General features: G+C 41.6%; 14 protein-coding genes and 2 pseudogenes. 7 read left to right on the forward strand and 9 right to left on the reverse strand.

Going from position 1 to position 14,060, the window contains the following annotated elements; genetic code table 11:
- The first annotated feature begins 85 nt into the window (after positions 1–85).
- Positions 86–301 carry an NAD(P)H-quinone oxidoreductase subunit O gene (locus tag V7K40_RS28455; RefSeq protein WP_334965721.1) on the forward strand — a complete coding sequence of 72 codons (216 nt, stop codon included), beginning with the start codon at positions 86–88 and terminating at the stop codon, positions 299–301.
- 316 nt (positions 302–617) lie between these two features.
- Here the strand turns inward: V7K40_RS28455 and V7K40_RS28460 are convergent, their stop codons facing one another.
- Both V7K40_RS28460 and V7K40_RS28465 read right to left on the reverse strand, forming a co-directional pair.
- Positions 618–950: a translation initiation factor gene (locus V7K40_RS28460; protein ID WP_334965723.1), complete on the reverse strand. Its 333-nt coding sequence runs from the start codon at positions 948–950 to the stop codon at positions 618–620.
- Positions 951–1,044: 94 nt separating this feature from the next.
- The gene (locus V7K40_RS28465) at positions 1,045–1,539 is read right to left on the reverse strand and encodes a hypothetical protein (protein WP_334965725.1); all 495 of its coding nucleotides are present in this window, start codon (positions 1,537–1,539) and stop codon (positions 1,045–1,047) included.
- A gap of 445 nt (positions 1,540–1,984) precedes the next feature.
- Between V7K40_RS28465 and V7K40_RS28470 the strand changes: the two genes are divergently transcribed.
- The 3 genes and pseudogenes from V7K40_RS28470 (at position 1,985) to V7K40_RS28480 (ending at position 6,041) form a co-directional block, all read left to right on the forward strand.
- The gene (locus tag V7K40_RS28470; RefSeq protein WP_334965727.1) at positions 1,985–2,680 is read left to right on the forward strand and encodes a hypothetical protein; all 696 of its coding nucleotides are present in this window, start codon (positions 1,985–1,987) and stop codon (positions 2,678–2,680) included.
- Positions 2,681–2,719: 39 nt separating this feature from the next.
- Positions 2,720–4,627 (forward strand): annotated as a pseudogene (locus V7K40_RS28475) (hypothetical protein).
- A 10-nt stretch (positions 4,628–4,637) separates the two neighbouring features.
- A complete protein-coding gene (locus V7K40_RS28480; RefSeq protein ID WP_334965729.1) occupies positions 4,638–6,041 on the forward strand; it encodes a DUF1802 family protein in 1,404 nt (467 codons plus the stop codon).
- Positions 6,042–6,126: 85 nt separating this feature from the next.
- On the opposite strand, the pseudogene V7K40_RS28485 reads toward V7K40_RS28480, so the two are convergent.
- The 5 genes and pseudogenes from V7K40_RS28485 to V7K40_RS28505 all read right to left on the reverse strand — a co-directional run bounded on the left by V7K40_RS28485 (position 6,127) and on the right by V7K40_RS28505 (position 9,457).
- Positions 6,127–6,489, reverse strand: a pseudogene (locus tag V7K40_RS28485) (aspartyl protease).
- Positions 6,486–6,803: a hypothetical protein gene (locus V7K40_RS28490; RefSeq protein ID WP_334965731.1), complete on the reverse strand. Its 318-nt coding sequence runs from the start codon at positions 6,801–6,803 to the stop codon at positions 6,486–6,488. Before V7K40_RS28490 ends, V7K40_RS28485 begins: the two are co-directional and overlap by 4 nt.
- Positions 6,804–7,086: 283 nt before the next feature.
- On the reverse strand, positions 7,087–8,673 hold the full coding sequence (locus tag V7K40_RS28495; RefSeq protein WP_334965733.1) for a glucose-6-phosphate isomerase: 1,587 nt from the start codon (positions 8,671–8,673) through the stop codon (positions 7,087–7,089).
- A 111-nt stretch (positions 8,674–8,784) separates the two neighbouring features.
- A complete protein-coding gene (locus V7K40_RS28500; RefSeq protein WP_273763768.1) occupies positions 8,785–9,042 on the reverse strand; it encodes a cytotoxic translational repressor of toxin-antitoxin stability system in 258 nt (85 codons plus the stop codon).
- Between the two features lie 217 nt (positions 9,043–9,259).
- Positions 9,260–9,457 carry a hypothetical protein gene (locus V7K40_RS28505; RefSeq protein WP_273763769.1) on the reverse strand — a complete coding sequence of 66 codons (198 nt, stop codon included), beginning with the start codon at positions 9,455–9,457 and terminating at the stop codon, positions 9,260–9,262.
- Positions 9,458–9,615: 158 nt separating this feature from the next.
- On the opposite strand from V7K40_RS28505, the gene V7K40_RS28510 reads away from it, so the two are divergent.
- The 3 genes from V7K40_RS28510 to V7K40_RS28520 all read left to right on the forward strand — a co-directional run bounded on the left by V7K40_RS28510 (position 9,616) and on the right by V7K40_RS28520 (position 12,005).
- Positions 9,616–9,807 carry a hypothetical protein gene (locus tag V7K40_RS28510; protein ID WP_334965735.1) on the forward strand — a complete coding sequence of 64 codons (192 nt, stop codon included), beginning with the start codon at positions 9,616–9,618 and terminating at the stop codon, positions 9,805–9,807.
- A 292-nt stretch (positions 9,808–10,099) separates the two neighbouring features.
- On the forward strand, positions 10,100–11,233 hold the full coding sequence (locus V7K40_RS28515) for a branched-chain amino acid ABC transporter permease (protein ID WP_334965737.1): 1,134 nt from the start codon (positions 10,100–10,102) through the stop codon (positions 11,231–11,233).
- Positions 11,223–12,005, forward strand: coding sequence for an ABC transporter ATP-binding protein (locus tag V7K40_RS28520; RefSeq protein ID WP_334965739.1), 783 nt, complete (start codon positions 11,223–11,225; stop codon positions 12,003–12,005). The genes V7K40_RS28515 and V7K40_RS28520 overlap by 11 nt, the downstream gene beginning before the upstream one ends.
- 646 nt (positions 12,006–12,651) lie before the next feature.
- Here the strand turns inward: V7K40_RS28520 and V7K40_RS28525 are convergent.
- Both V7K40_RS28525 and V7K40_RS28530 read right to left on the reverse strand, forming a co-directional pair.
- Entirely contained in the window at positions 12,652–13,215 is a 564-nt protein-coding gene (locus V7K40_RS28525; protein ID WP_334965741.1) for a DUF3455 domain-containing protein, read from the reverse strand.
- Positions 13,216–13,495: 280 nt separating this feature from the next.
- Positions 13,496–14,056, reverse strand: coding sequence for a metalloregulator ArsR/SmtB family transcription factor (locus V7K40_RS28530; RefSeq protein ID WP_334965743.1), 561 nt, complete (start codon positions 14,054–14,056; stop codon positions 13,496–13,498).
- Positions 14,057–14,060: the final 4 nt, after the last annotated feature.

Raw genomic sequence — 14,060 nt, forward strand, 5'->3', positions numbered from 1 at the left:
AATTAGGAGTTAGGAGTTTTTACTTCTAACTCCTAACTCTCTTAAAATGCAGATGAAACAAGTTACAAATTTGAGAGGGGAATTCATGGCAATTAAAAAAGGAGATATGGTTCGCGCTATCCGCGAGAAACTGGAAAACAGTCTGGAAGCAAAAGCCAGTGATACTCGGTTTCCTTCTTATTTGTTTGAAACCAAGGGTGAAATTGTAGATATCAAGGGTGATTACGCCCTGATTAAGTTTGGGAAAGTGCCAACACCTAATATTTGGTTACGTGTGGATCAACTCGAAGAGTTTAAATAATTAAACGCCTTGAGACTGAAATCTTTACAGTTAGCCATATCTTGCCCTGTACTGAAGTACGGCGGCTCAGGTTATTCAATAATGTTTTAAATGTGAGATTGTTTGACTTTTTCGCAACCTCAAAATCACAGCAAAAACAAAAGGCAGTAGGTTCAAATCCCGCTGCCTTATTTGTTAACTATTCCAAAATTTATCACTTTTCACCGAATGTGAAAAACCTCACTTCCATACTTCTATTCCTCTCCCCTTTTAGGGGAAAGGCTTTGAATTCTCCCCATTTACTACAAGGGTTGGGGCTGGGGGGTTAGGTTTGGCGTTAACGGCGGTAATCCTGATCTGCGGGGTCGCCATAGGGGTCTTCGCTGGCTGGACGGACGTCACCAAACTCGCCTTGGTCTGCGGGGTCGCCATAAGGGTCTTCACTAGCTGGGCGAACGTTGCCGTAAGACGAGATATCTGCGGGGTCGCCATAAGGGTCTTGACTGGCTGGAATAACGTTGCCGTAAGATGCCGCATCTGCGGGGTCGCCGTAGGGGTCTTCGCTGGCTGGACGTACATTGCGATCGCGGAATTCGGCATCTTGGTCAACTTGATCGCCGTTCGATCCCAAAAGGAAATCTTTCGCCTTTCGCAAAAAGTCATCTACCATAATCTGTCTCCTGATTTTAGTTCTTGTTTCCGACGTGCGCGATCGGCGTTATCCTCCGGGAAACCCGCTTTATGATTTACACACGCTTCGCTATCTAGAGAGCCGGAGCTGCCGATGAAGTGATGCCACTTAGATCGCGACCAGTAGTACTACCGTTATAGCCTTGGAATTGGCGATACTTTTGTGCCTCAGATTCCGGTACTCGAATTCCTTCTGTTGGTGCAGTTACCCAGTGAGCGCGATGTTCAGCATCGCGGTAGTATACACGCCCATTCTTGGAAAGATAGTACTTACCTTGCGCTCCTTCTTGTGAAGCATTCTTATGCTGGTTGTAGAGGTAATAAAGTCCTGCTGCTCCTGCCAAAAGCGCCACTTTCTGCCCTGTAGAGAAGCCCTTCTTAGCTTCAGGTTGGTTTCGATTGTTGCGATCGCTCACTGTTCTACCAACACTATCATCAACAGGTGGTGGCACAGAAGCATTTCGGGAACCGCCTCCGCAGCTACTCAGCAAGGGTACTGTTAACAATGCTGAAAGCAGCACTGCAAATAGACGCGAAACTACTTTACGTTCTTTATATATTGTGTTCATCGGATTTCGTCATCACCTGTATTTGCTAAAAGCCTTGCTGTTGCAAAAACAAAGTTGGAATTCCTGTTATTTCCCCTGGAATCGAAAAAACATATACCACTCAATGCACAACTGCACAGCTACAGCGTTTCTCTGTCATGATGATCGATCTTTTCAAGTATTTCATCCTGCCTTTGAGAGAAACTCCATTCATCCTAAGGAAATATTTTTAGGACTTACGCAGAAGAGATCCCCCCTTAAAAAATTGGGTCTTTGGTTCCCCCCTTTTTAAAAGGGAATCGAGGTTTCAGATTTTCACTGCGTAAGTCCTGATCTTGTTGATTTTTTATTATTCAATTTAGCCCAAACACGGAAATATTCAGCAATTTCTCGGTTATTTTTTGGTGGTAAATAAATTAAAAAGATACAGCAACTTCGATAATTATGGTCAAAAAATACACTCAATATGACATCAAAAAATACAGTCCAAATTAGAACTCGTCTCCTTTTGGCTTTGTGGAATTTGGGAGGAACGCAGCAGGAAGTGAACAAACGTCAACTTCATGACCGAATTGTATCCAAAACAAAGAAGGTAGCAGATTATCAGGGCATATTCGAGGAATTACAGAATCAGGGTGCGATCGCAATTTCCAAAAAGGGATATTCTCTCACATCTGGCAAGGGTTTAGAGGTATTGGGTGAAGGTTTGAGAAGTGGCGAGTTTAAATTTGAAACCAATGTCGGATATTGGTTAGCAAATGCGCTAGTGAAGTGGATTAGTCAGATAGATGTTGCACTAACTAGTGCAAATGTACCAGTTAATGGGAAAAGTGCGTTAGCGGAGCTTTCCCTTCGCGTAGCGTCTCCAAGAGAAGGAATCGCATCTTACGACGAGTTTAAGCCAGTGGCGTTGGAAGTCTACGACAAGCTGAACTATGAATACAACTTTAATAATCTAGTGCCAATTTATCGCATCAGGAGAGCAATAGGTGATCGGGTTAGTCGTACAGAGTTTAATGATTGGCTGCTGGAAACGCAAGCCGACGATATTTTGCAATTGCAAGGGGGGAGTGTAGAAGACAGCGCACCCGACAAAATTGAAGATTCGGTAGCTACAGAATTAGATGGATTACGCTGCTACGCCACACGTCTGAAATCTTAAACTCTTATTTGACTCTTCACACATTAACTTCACACCACTATGACTCTCACCACATCTACCATTGATAATTTGATTAAAAATCAAAATCCATTTGCAGGCCATATTGTCGTCAGACCGCAACAAATCTGGGGTAAAAGTTTTCCTGATGTTCCCTCAATTAATACTCATGCTTCTAATGCAGTTTTTGATGCTGTTGATAAAGTCCGTAAAGGAAAACGTGAAACCGTAGGTATCACAATTACAGCAGAGAAAGGGTTAGGTAAAAGCCATATTATTAGTCGGATTCGCCACCGATTACAGACAGAAGATGGTAGCTTATTTATCTATATGAGTAAGTATGATAACTTGAATCAAATTAAGTCTCTATTTCTGCAAAGTGTCGCCTCTAGTCTCAGAGCTTTTGGTAGTCAAAAAGTAATGCAATGGCAGTAAATTGCAGCAGCTTTAATTAACGAAGCAAAACAGTGGAAATATACGCCACAACAGTATACTAATATGTATCCAGGTTGGTTGAGACAACACTCAACTAAGGCGATAGTTCATTTGACAGAAAGTGTTCTCAAAGTCAAGCCTGAAATAACCAACCCTTACATAGTAAAAGCAATTTTGTGGACACTTTCTCAAGACCATATTAATTATGCAAGCTATTGGTTATCTGGTTTGGAATTAGCACAATCACAAGCTGAAGAGATGGGGTTGCCAAATCCTAAAAGCGAGGATAGAGAAGCTGAAGCATTAAGCACTGTTCGTCAAATTCTAGATATCACTAGCTATTATAGAGTTCCAGTGATTTGTTTTGACGAATTAGATATTGCAGATGCTGCTGATAATGGATTTCTAGCAGCACAAGTTATTGCAAACTTAGTTAAGGATTTATATAACAGTCTCAAACAAGGTGTTTTACTATTAGCAATGTATCCTCGTACCTGGGAAGACCAAATCAAGGCTTTACCAGAAGCTGAAGCAGTTATAGATAGATTAGTCAGTGATCAAACTGACAGACAGCCTATAAAATTAAGCTTTATAAATTCTGATGATATTCTTGCTTTAGTTAGTCAATGGTTACAAGATTTTTATGAGAAACATCAACAAACACCACCTCATCCTCTCTACCCATTTAACGAAACTAAACTTAGAGAACTTGGTAAGAGTAGACCTACAGTTAGATCAGTTTTGAAATGGTGTGCAGAGAATTTTATACCTAACGAGCCTATTATTGATGATTCTAAAAGTTCAACAACAAATACTACAACAGCATCGACATCTACAACAATCCATCCAGTTAAAGCATACTTCGATAATGAATTCGCAAATGTTGAGGCTTCTATTGATTCATTAATGGAAGAAGAAGTAACAATTACTGATGCTCTTTTGCTTGCTTTCAATAGTCTAATAGGTGAAACTGTAGAGGGAGTAACAATCGAATCAATTGAAGAAGTAGAGCCTAGTGCAGCAAATAATGGCTTTATGGATTTTAAAATTATAGGCAATAAGAGAAAAGTAAGGATTGGAGTAGATGTAGTTCAGCAAGACCGCACGGTTATAGCTGCTGCCTTGGGACGACTAATTGATTACAAAACATTTGATCTAACTCGCGGTTGCTTAGTGCGTTCAAAGAAAATTAGTCCAAATGCAGTATTAGCTAGAAAGCATTTGATAATACTGTTGCAAAAAAAGGGTGGAGAATGGGTAGGGTTGCAAAGCCAAGACATTAAACCTCTGTTGGCCATATTATTCGTTTACTATAAGCATCAAAGTTATGAACTGACAAAAGAACAAATTTCTGATTTTATTGAGCAGAAGCAACTAGCAATCAACAATCCTTTGATTCGAGAAATTCTCAGTGATCCTTCTGGGCAAGAACCTACTAATTTAACTGATGATGGATTACCTATTAGTATTCCTCAAAGTATTCCTAATGCTGATAATATCGCTCTAAATCTATAGCTAACTATAAATGAATCAGCAGTTTTCAATTCCAACAGCGCTGTGTCTACCTGCCCTTGATATTGAAGCCTTAATACAGGGGCGAACAATTGCAGCTTTACCCAGGATGTTTATTCGTCCTGGGCAGAGATTTACACTTTATCCTGTTGATTCTTCAGCTTCAATTAAAGCTTGGGCTAAATGTGAACTTTGCCAAATTTTAGACGAGACTAAGCCACTAGATATTTTGTCTAAATTAACAATATGGACACCAAAAGTATTAAAGGAAATACTACGACAACAACAGTATCTTTTCTTGGCTTACTTGCGTGTCTATCAGTTATCTCAGTTACAAGAAATACCAGTAAATCCCAATATTCTGGAAAAGCTAGGAAAATTTGTTAGTTTGCCAAATTCCTTAACGGTTTCTGAAGACAACCCAGTATTAAATGATCGCACCTTCGCCCAACGCAAGCACCAATTAGAAAAACTAGAACCCCCCCTGCATCCTGAACTAGAAGAATTACAGAGTGCGATCGCATCCTTAACCATTAGCCAGCCAGCAGCGAAACAATTAGACGACGATATCAAAATATTTCTGGGTTGGAGTAGTGACAAGCTAATTAAGCAACCCGATCCAAATTTAGCTTGGATAAATGATATTGCAAAATTGGGCGATCGCAGCATCGAACAAGATGAGAACAAAAGCAACTATCAAGCTGGTACAGATTTTGAAAACATTGCACGTCAAAGTCTAGAGTTTTTAGGCTTCAAAGTTGAAAATGCTTACAAAGGTGGCGCTGGAGGCTTAGATTTATTTTGTTCAAAACCTTACCCTATTGTTTGCGAGTGTAAGGCGGGTAAGCTGATTCCGAGTCGTACTGTTGAAGAATTACTCAAACTTGGTGGGATGCACTTAGGTAAAACTCAACTATTAACTTCAGCTAAATTAGTAATTGGCCCTGGTAATCCATCTACAGATACATTAAAAGCCTGTAAAGAATGGGAAGTAAGTATTATTAATGCTATGACTTTACAAAAACTCGTTGAATTCAAAGCAAAATATCCAGGTACTATTAACTTAGTTGAATTACAGCAATATCTACAACCTGGGCAAATTGACTATAGAATTGATGAATATATTGATAAAGCTGAAAGAGAGATTAAATTGCGATCGCAGATTATCACAGTAGTCAAAGAACTCTCTGAACAAGATAACCCAAGTTCAAAAGCTACACATCAAAGCTTCACAGTTACAGAAACTCGTGTTCATTATAATGCCAATGCCACTCATAACCCCAAGCTAAATGATGAAGCAGTTTACGATTTATTGATAGAACTTTCCTCACCCTTAACAGGCTATTTAGGACGAATAAAAAGTAGTGATTGGAAAGGCGATCGCTTTTACTTTCTCCGTGATTTACCCATTAACTAAAGATAGTATAATATATCTCTTTTCTTCCCTCTGCGTTCTCTGCGCCTCAGCGGTTCGTTTCAAAAGAACTGAAGTGCGAACGTACTTAGCCCAAACTCAATATCCCAGCCAGGTAATTAACTACCAATGGTAGAATTTTTAGCCACTCTGAACCTAACAAAACTTCTGTAATTTCATCCCCTGCATAAACAGGAATTTCATACTCCTGTCCATCCAACAGCACCTTACCCAAATAGATATAAAATCTTGCTTCTCCCTGTGCAGTTCGCAGTTATTCCTGACGTATAAAAGACCAATCAAGACTGTCTAAATCTTGTTTACTAATTGCCATAAAGCCTGTAAAACCATTATCTAACATGGCATTCACAGACAGATTTAATCCATCAGCAGTAATCAATTCAATTTCAAAAAATAGCTGCACCTCATTACCAAACGTACCCTGAATCATATTCTGCCTGTGGCTCCAGTCTCATTTAGACAAAACATAAAGTGGATGATATTTGGGTACTTTTGACGAGCTTTTAGGCTTGCCACTTCTTTATCTGCATCAATGAAGTAATCACCACTATCTGGCTCCACAGCAATATACCAGCCATAGTGTTCCTTAATCAAATTGGGACGCACACGCTCAAAAATTGCCCGACAACGCCGATAAAATACTTCATCTTCAGCTTTGCGTCTAGCAAGTTCTTCTGGTGGTAAAGTGCGTTCTGGAAAAATTCTACCTCGACGCGCAGGTTGTTTTGCAGTTGATTCAGTCATAGCATTAATCCTACTTATTGATGCTGCCTTAACTTTATTTTATGGAAAGCAATAACGAGCGATCGCGCAGCCCACCCCAATCACTAGCATTCTCATGCAGAGCATAGGAACGAGGAATTCGTAATTAAGAGGATGTTTTAAAAGTCTTCTTAATTACGAATTACGAATTATACAGTGAAGCATCCTAGACGGAAGATATATCTTCTATCTAGGATGCTTCACAATAAAAAATTGTTGCTGATACAACAATTATGGACAAAATGTGATATTTAGACTAGAGCTATCAGCTAGCAGAAACGGTCAAACTGTCGGGTTTGTGAAGATCACCTTGCAAAACCACACCTCGCTGATTGGCATAGATATGACGCAAAATCTTGTAAATTGCCTCAACTTGATCTGATGCGCCTGCTTTGTTGGCGAGTTCGTCAAGAGAAATGGGAGTTTTTTCTTTTTGTAGCACTGCTACGACTCGTGTTTGCAAGTCGAGAATGGTGGCGGCAGCTTTTTTGCCAGCTTCTACACCTGGTTGATGGTAGGCGTTGATGTTGACCAAATTAGCATATAAACCAACAGCACGTTCATACAAAGCAATTAATGCCCCTACAGTTCGGGGGTTAACTTGGGGAATCGTGACTGTAATCGAATCGCGGTGATTTTCATAAAGCGCTTGTCGGGTTCCTTGGAGAAAACCGGAAAGATAATCGCCTGTTGTAACTCCGGGATCTATTTCAGTGGATGGGCCTTGACGATCTTCCAACACTTCGATGAAGGTAGCAAAGAAATTCGCTACACCCTCACGTAACTGCTGGACATAAGCGTGTTGATCTGTTGAGCCTTTGTTGCCATAAACGGCGATGCCTTGATGGACAACGTTGCCATCTAAGTCTTTTTCCTTGCCCAAGGATTCCATCACCAGCTGTTGCAAATAGCGACTGAATAAAAATAAGCTGTCCTTGTAAGGTAGAACAACCATATCTTTTTCGCCCTTTCCATTGCCCGCAAAGTACCAAGACAAAGCAAGCAAGGCTGCTGGGTTATTTTTCACATCTGGGACGCGGGTAGCGTCATCCATTTCTTTTGCGCCATCTAGCATGGCGCGAACATCAATCCCCTGTAATGCCGCTGGTACTAGCCCCACAGCAGACATTTCTGAGGTGCGTCCTCCTACCCAGTCATACATGGGAAATCTGGCCAGCCAACCTTCGTCTTTGGCCAGGTTATCAAGGTTGCTATCAACGCTGGTAATTGCTACCGCATATTGAGCAAATTCCAAATTGTGTCCGGCGTAGGCTTTTTTAACTTCAATCATGCCGTTGCGAGGTTCCGGCGTCCCTCCAGATTTAGAGATCACCAATACTAAAGTGCTGGCGAGGCTATTTCGCAGATGATTGAGAACGCTATCGATACCTGCCGGATCGTTGTTATCGATAAAGTGAAGTTTCAGGGGCGGGAAATCAGAAGCGAGGGCTTCAGCGACGAATTGGGGACCAAGAGCGGAACCACCAATTCCAATGGAGATAATATCCGTGAAGCGGCTTGCTCTGGGAGGATGAATAGCACCTGTTTGGACTTTTTCCGCAAAGGCTTCGATTTGTTCTAGGGTTTGGACAATTTCTTGTGTAAGTTCTGGAGCTGGCGCTAAATCAGGATTTCGCAGCCAGTAGTGTCCAACCATGCGCTTCTCGTCAGGATTTGCGATCGCACCCTTCTCGAGTTGAGCCATATCCGCAAACGCCTTGTCAAACTTCGGACGCAACGAATCTACGAAGGCATCATCGAACCGTATCCGACTCACGTCTAAGTACAGTCCCAATCCCTCGTGGAAATATAACCAGTTTTGGTATCGTTGCCAAAGTGCCCTAGCATCCATAGGGAAATCTCAAATAAAGTGTTTTTCAAAACCAGTTTAATGTAAGGTTATAGCGATCCCTGCCTAGCCTTATACAGTTTACAGTTTTAAGTGTTCCCTTGACTCTTATCCTTAAACATCTGGCATAGGCATGACACGCAGAAATTTCACAATTTCACCCCTGATTTCTATACCAATCAGATAATTATCTAGGGTAAAGCGGTGAAAAATGCCTTCACTATCAAGGTGTCGTAGTTCTTTTAGATCACTCAGTTGCCACTTTTGGGCTAACTCAATAAAGACAAAATCATGCACCCGCTCGTAGGCGGCAGGTTCTAAATTCTTCAGGTCTAGCAAAAAAGACCTTGCATAGCGCATTTCCAGACTCACTAGGCGTTACCTTAACCAAAACTTGAGGGACGACACCAAAAGAGGGCTGAGTTGAAAGTAGTGGGTGCTGAGTCAAGAAGCAATACTAAGACTTACACTTGGGCATATGGGTCTAAATCTCTGGCTTTAGCTCTGAATAATAAACAAATTTCTTCCTAAGTTATCCCTTAGCTTTAACTATGGGCTACTACTAAGCACTATTAAAAGCGCTACTGAATCAGAAAAACATCAACAGTCGTACCGCTTCTTCATGGGTTAAGATATCCCACGGTTGCTGCGATCGCTTAACTTGTTGTATCGCTTTGAGCATATAAAAGTCACAATGTAAACCTTCGAGAACGTCCCAAATGTCTTGCAAATCCTCATCGGCTAACTGCTCAATTAAGTGATGCATTCTCAGTCGCAGCAAATTCATACGTCAATTATTCCTACAACCCAAGACCAACAATAAATAGTATTCCCACAAAATTAGCAAAGGTTAACGGCAATGTAGGACTATGCTCAAGCTACGCTAAAATTTATTCGCCAAGCGTTGAGGGCAGGGGAGCGTCCGCGAACTCGAAAGTTGAGCCTTTGAACCTGAACGTTGAGCCTTTGAACTCGAACGTTGAGCCTTTGAACTCGAACGTTGAGCCTTTGAACCTGAACGTTGAGCCTTTGAACTCGAACGTTGAGCCTTTGAACCTGAACGTTAAGCCTTTGAACTCGAAAGTTGAGCCTTTGAACTCGAAAGTTGAGCCTTTGAACTCGAAAGTTGAGCCTTGACTTTTAACTCTTGTCTGCTGATTCTCGACTTTTGACTCCTAAGTGAGATATTACACCAGTCGCAAAAACCGCCATAGGTTAGAAACCTATGGCTAATAGCTTAAGTCCTCTCAAGAGGACTAAACTCGATTAATAGCTGGTATCGATGGCAGTCTACTTTAGTGGACTTAAGCTATTAGCCTGTGAAATTTATTTCTTGGCGGGAGATTGAGCAGGTGCCAGATGCCCACTCTAGAAGATTGGATAATTTATTTGTTAGAAATTCCTAACTGCCACCTTCCCACTCCTAAACATGGTTGAATATCTTATTTTCTTAGCAATTTCTACAGCACTTTTCGCTCTATTCGCACTAGGACTCAATTTGCAATGGGGCTTTACCGGGCTAATTAACTTTGGTCATATTGCTTTCATGACTCTAGGAGCATATACAACCATATTGTTAAGTTTGAAGGGCGTCCCCCTACTAATATCGGCAGTAGCTGGGACAATTGTCGCCGCCTTGCTGGGTTTAGTAATTGGTTTTGCAACTCTACGCTTGCGGGAAGATTATCTAGCAATTGTCACCATCGGTACGGGCGAACTAATTCGTTTGGTAGTAAATAATCAGGATTTACCTGTGGGTGACACCTGGATTTCTGGGGCATTTGGTGTGCAAAGTTATCGCATACCCTTATCCACAGAGCCGAATTTGTTTGTCAGATTTGTGATGATTGGGCTGCTGACGCTGTTGGCTGCTATAACTTTTTTTACGTTATGGCGGTGGATTCGCATCACCCAAATGTCTCGGACTACTGATTTGGGCCAGAGGATGACTAACAAGCAAGAATTTGCGTCGCGTTTGGGTGTGGGAATTGTATTAGCAGTTTTGGCGGCAGCAATTTATATTTCTGGAGTGATCGAACTGTATAATTACAACCCAAAAGCAGGTTTAATGCTGGTGCTGCTATTGGTTTTAGCATTTGTATACTGGCGGTTAGAAATTTTGGTGCGATCGCCTTGGGGTAGAATTCTCAAAGCCATCCGTGAAGATGAAGAAATTCCCAAGGCATTGGGAAAAAATGTCTTTTGGTATAAATTACAATCTCTCATGCTTGGAGGTGCGATCGCGGGTATCGCTGGTGCTTTCTTCGCTTGGCAACTGGTCGCGATTTACCCTGATAATTTCCAACCGCAGATTACCTTTGACACTTGGATCATGGTGATTTTAGGTGGTTCTGGGAATAATGTTGGCACAATCTTAGGGGCGGTAATTTTCTTTGCTTACGATGCGCTGACGCGGGAAGTATTACCCAGAATCGTTCCCCTTGATGAAGCCCGTTTGGGTGCATTTCGGATCATGGTAATCGGACTAATTTTGATGGTATTGATGATTTGGCGACCTCAAGGTATCTTAGGGAAAAAGGAGGAACTCACTCTTGGTAAATAACCAGTCATCCTCACTTCCCCTTTTGGTGGCTACTGGACTTTCTAAAAGCTTTGGTGGTATTAAAGCAGTTAATGAGGCGAAAATCGAAGTTGCCAAAGGCAGCATTACTGGCTTGATTGGCCCCAATGGTGCTGGTAAAACCACCTTATTTAACCTCCTCTCGAACTTCATCCGCCCTGATAAGGGACGAGTGATTTTTGACGGTGAACCTATTCACAATTTGCAACCATATCAAATCGCCCAGCAGGGAGTAATCCGCACTTTTCAGGTAGCACGAACTCTCTCGCGGTTGTCGGTGTTAGAAAATATGCTGCTGGCGGCTCAAAAACAAACGGGTGAAAATTTTTGGCTAGTGCAGTTGCAGCCACACATCGTAGCGAAGGAAGAAAAGCAACTCCAAGAGCGGGCAATGTTTTTGTTAGAATCAGTGGGCTTGGCAAAAAAAGCACACGATTATGCTGGTGGCTTGTCTGGTGGACAACGCAAGCTGCTAGAAATGGGACGGGCACTGATGACTAATCCCAAATTAATTTTGTTGGATGAACCAGCAGCTGGGGTGAATCCGAAACTGATTGATGATATTTGCGATCGCATTCTCACTTGGAACCGTCAAGATGGAATGACGTTTTTGATTATTGAACACAATATGGATGTGATTATGTCCTTGTGCGATCGCGTTTGGGTGCTTGCCGAAGGGCAAAATTTGGCTGACGGTACACCCGCAGAAATTCAAACTAATCCAAAAGTTCTGGAAGCTTATTTAGGCAAATAACAATCTCAAAAAAAGTTAACCACAATAGATACACACTTGCTTGTTCTAGTGAACAACAGCTGATACTAAGTAGAACGAGGTGAAAAAACCAAACTATGTAAAGATAAGTATATACGTACAATGTGTCCCAAAGGTAACGCGATATGGGCAGTCATTTAAGAGTATTTCTGACTAGAGAGCAAAATAGAACTCTTTTGAACCTGAGAGCGGCAGATGTACCCCAGAAGGTGAAAGACAGAGCCGAAGTGATTAGATTGAGCGCACATGGTTGGTATGTAGAGAAGATAGCAGCACACTTTAACTGGACTGCCCAAACGTGAGAGAAGTGTTGCATAGATGGCAAAAGTTAGGCTTAGAGGGGCTTTGGGAGAAACCAGGGCGGGGAGGAAAATCAAGGTGGGCAGAAGCTGACATGGTTTTCTTAGAAGAATGTTTGGAGCTTGAGCCACGTACATATAACAGTGTTCAGTTAGCTCAAAAATTAGAACAAGAACGCTCCGTAAAATTAAGTCCTGACTGGTTAAGGCAGGTACTTAAAAAAAGGGGGTCATTTGGAAACGAACTTTGAATTTGCCACAAGGGGAAACAAGACCCGGTAGTACAGCAAATCAAACAGGCTGACTTATAAATTTTTAACTGGAAGTCCCTAAGGCATCGCTTCATAAAAGTAGTAATTAGAACTGTAATTAACTGATAATTGAGAATTTGTGTGAGTTTTGTCACATCTTGTAGTAGGCGCTTTACCTCCTATAGTATTTACCCGTTGGATGTATTTCACTTTGCTGAATATACCATTACCTTCATTTGATTTTGCTTCAAGGAGCAACCAAGGAATGGCACTCTGGTTTGGTGAGTTGGCACGCGATTTAACTTGACCTACAACTTTGCTGCCATCATTTGCTTCCCAAGTAGGGCCAGCATAGTGCTTGCCGATTTTCTGCCCTTTATCGTCGAATAGATCAGCCTGTGGTGCCTTTAAAGTCCACTCGAACTCGTTGGGATTGTCAGCCTTAGCCTTACACTGATAAATTTGCGTCCCTTTACCACTTACCTTTTGCACAAGCGTCTGTCCTGTTGGTACTTTCAAGTTCTCAGGAACCTTTAGCTGCGATATCAGTTCTTTTTGTTGGTTTTGAGCTAATCCAGCCTGCGCCATCAATAACGGAAGTAGGACAAAATATCTATATCTAAACTTGTTGTTTATTTTCATACTTTAATACCCTTAGAGTAATCCACAAAAAAATTGATCTGATAGCTAAACTGATTTATCAAAGATTTCAACAAACTACCTCTTAAGATTTAGAAAACGCTTTAGGCTGTTTTCAAAGAGTAACTAAATAAACTGTTTAGCTAGCTACTCCTGATTCAGAGGTCATAATTATGAATTACGTTAGCGAGTCTTCTCCCTTGGCGTTAGCCTCTCCCTTTAGGAGAAGGAAAGCTACTGCGTGTATTTCAAAAATCAAATATGAGTCCTATATCTCCTATATCTATGTTGTCCGCCAATAAACCCCATTCTCTCGCTGCATTAACTGGGAAGCAATCAGCTCTCGTCGTAGGGTGGCGCAATCAGGATGGTAGCGTTTGAGAATGTCATTTACCAGGCGTTCAGAGTAGTTGACTCCCACTTCAAACTGGTTTGCTAACCACTTGAGAATAACTAGACGTTTTTTGCGGCTAGCAGGGATTTCTTTGAGACATTCGCCCTCAAAATAGTTTTTCAATACTTTGCTTTCCCAAGCCTCAGTATCCACATCCTCTATCAAAGATCCTATTTTCTCAGGTGTGAAAATTTCCTTACTGATACTTTGTAAAGCCTCGCTATCCAATTGGTACAGACGGCTATTACCCTCAGGGCGCATTGTCACCAAATTTAGCTCCTTAAGTTTCGCTAAATGATGGGATACCGTCGGTTCCTTGAGTTGCAGTAGCACCGCCAATTCTTCGACGCTACACTCCTGATTCGCCAAAATACCTACAATCTTCAAACGACTATCGTCTGCTAATGCCTTGAAAAAGCGCAATAAGATGTTAAATTGCTCTGGTTGCATAACT

Origin of the sequence: Nostoc sp., assembly GCF_036917195.1 — a bacterium.
Classification (GTDB): Bacteria; Cyanobacteriota; Cyanobacteriia; order Cyanobacteriales; family Nostocaceae; genus Nostoc.

Excerpts from the sequence above, each read along its gene's own strand:
- V7K40_RS28490 (WP_334965731.1), bottom strand. The coding sequence starts at position 6,803 with ATGACTGAATCAACTGCAAAACAACCTGCGCGTCGAGGTAGAATTTTT.
- V7K40_RS28530 (WP_334965743.1), bottom strand. The coding sequence starts at position 14,056 with ATGCAACCAGAGCAATTTAACATCTTATTGCGCTTTTTCAAGGCATTA.
- V7K40_RS28455 (WP_334965721.1), top strand. The coding sequence starts at position 86 with ATGGCAATTAAAAAAGGAGATATGGTTCGCGCTATCCGCGAGAAACTG.
- V7K40_RS28495 (WP_334965733.1), bottom strand. The coding sequence starts at position 8,673 with ATGGATGCTAGGGCACTTTGGCAACGATACCAAAACTGGTTATATTTC.
- V7K40_RS28460 (WP_334965723.1), bottom strand. The coding sequence starts at position 950 with ATGGTAGATGACTTTTTGCGAAAGGCGAAAGATTTCCTTTTGGGATCG.
- V7K40_RS28525 (WP_334965741.1), bottom strand. The coding sequence starts at position 13,215 with ATGAAAATAAACAACAAGTTTAGATATAGATATTTTGTCCTACTTCCG.
- V7K40_RS28470 (WP_334965727.1), top strand. The coding sequence starts at position 1,985 with ATGACATCAAAAAATACAGTCCAAATTAGAACTCGTCTCCTTTTGGCT.
- V7K40_RS28505 (WP_273763769.1), bottom strand. The coding sequence starts at position 9,457 with ATGAATTTGCTGCGACTGAGAATGCATCACTTAATTGAGCAGTTAGCC.
- V7K40_RS28465 (WP_334965725.1), bottom strand. The coding sequence starts at position 1,539 with ATGAACACAATATATAAAGAACGTAAAGTAGTTTCGCGTCTATTTGCA.
- V7K40_RS28480 (WP_334965729.1), top strand. The coding sequence starts at position 4,638 with ATGAATCAGCAGTTTTCAATTCCAACAGCGCTGTGTCTACCTGCCCTT.
- V7K40_RS28515 (WP_334965737.1), top strand. The coding sequence starts at position 10,100 with ATGGTTGAATATCTTATTTTCTTAGCAATTTCTACAGCACTTTTCGCT.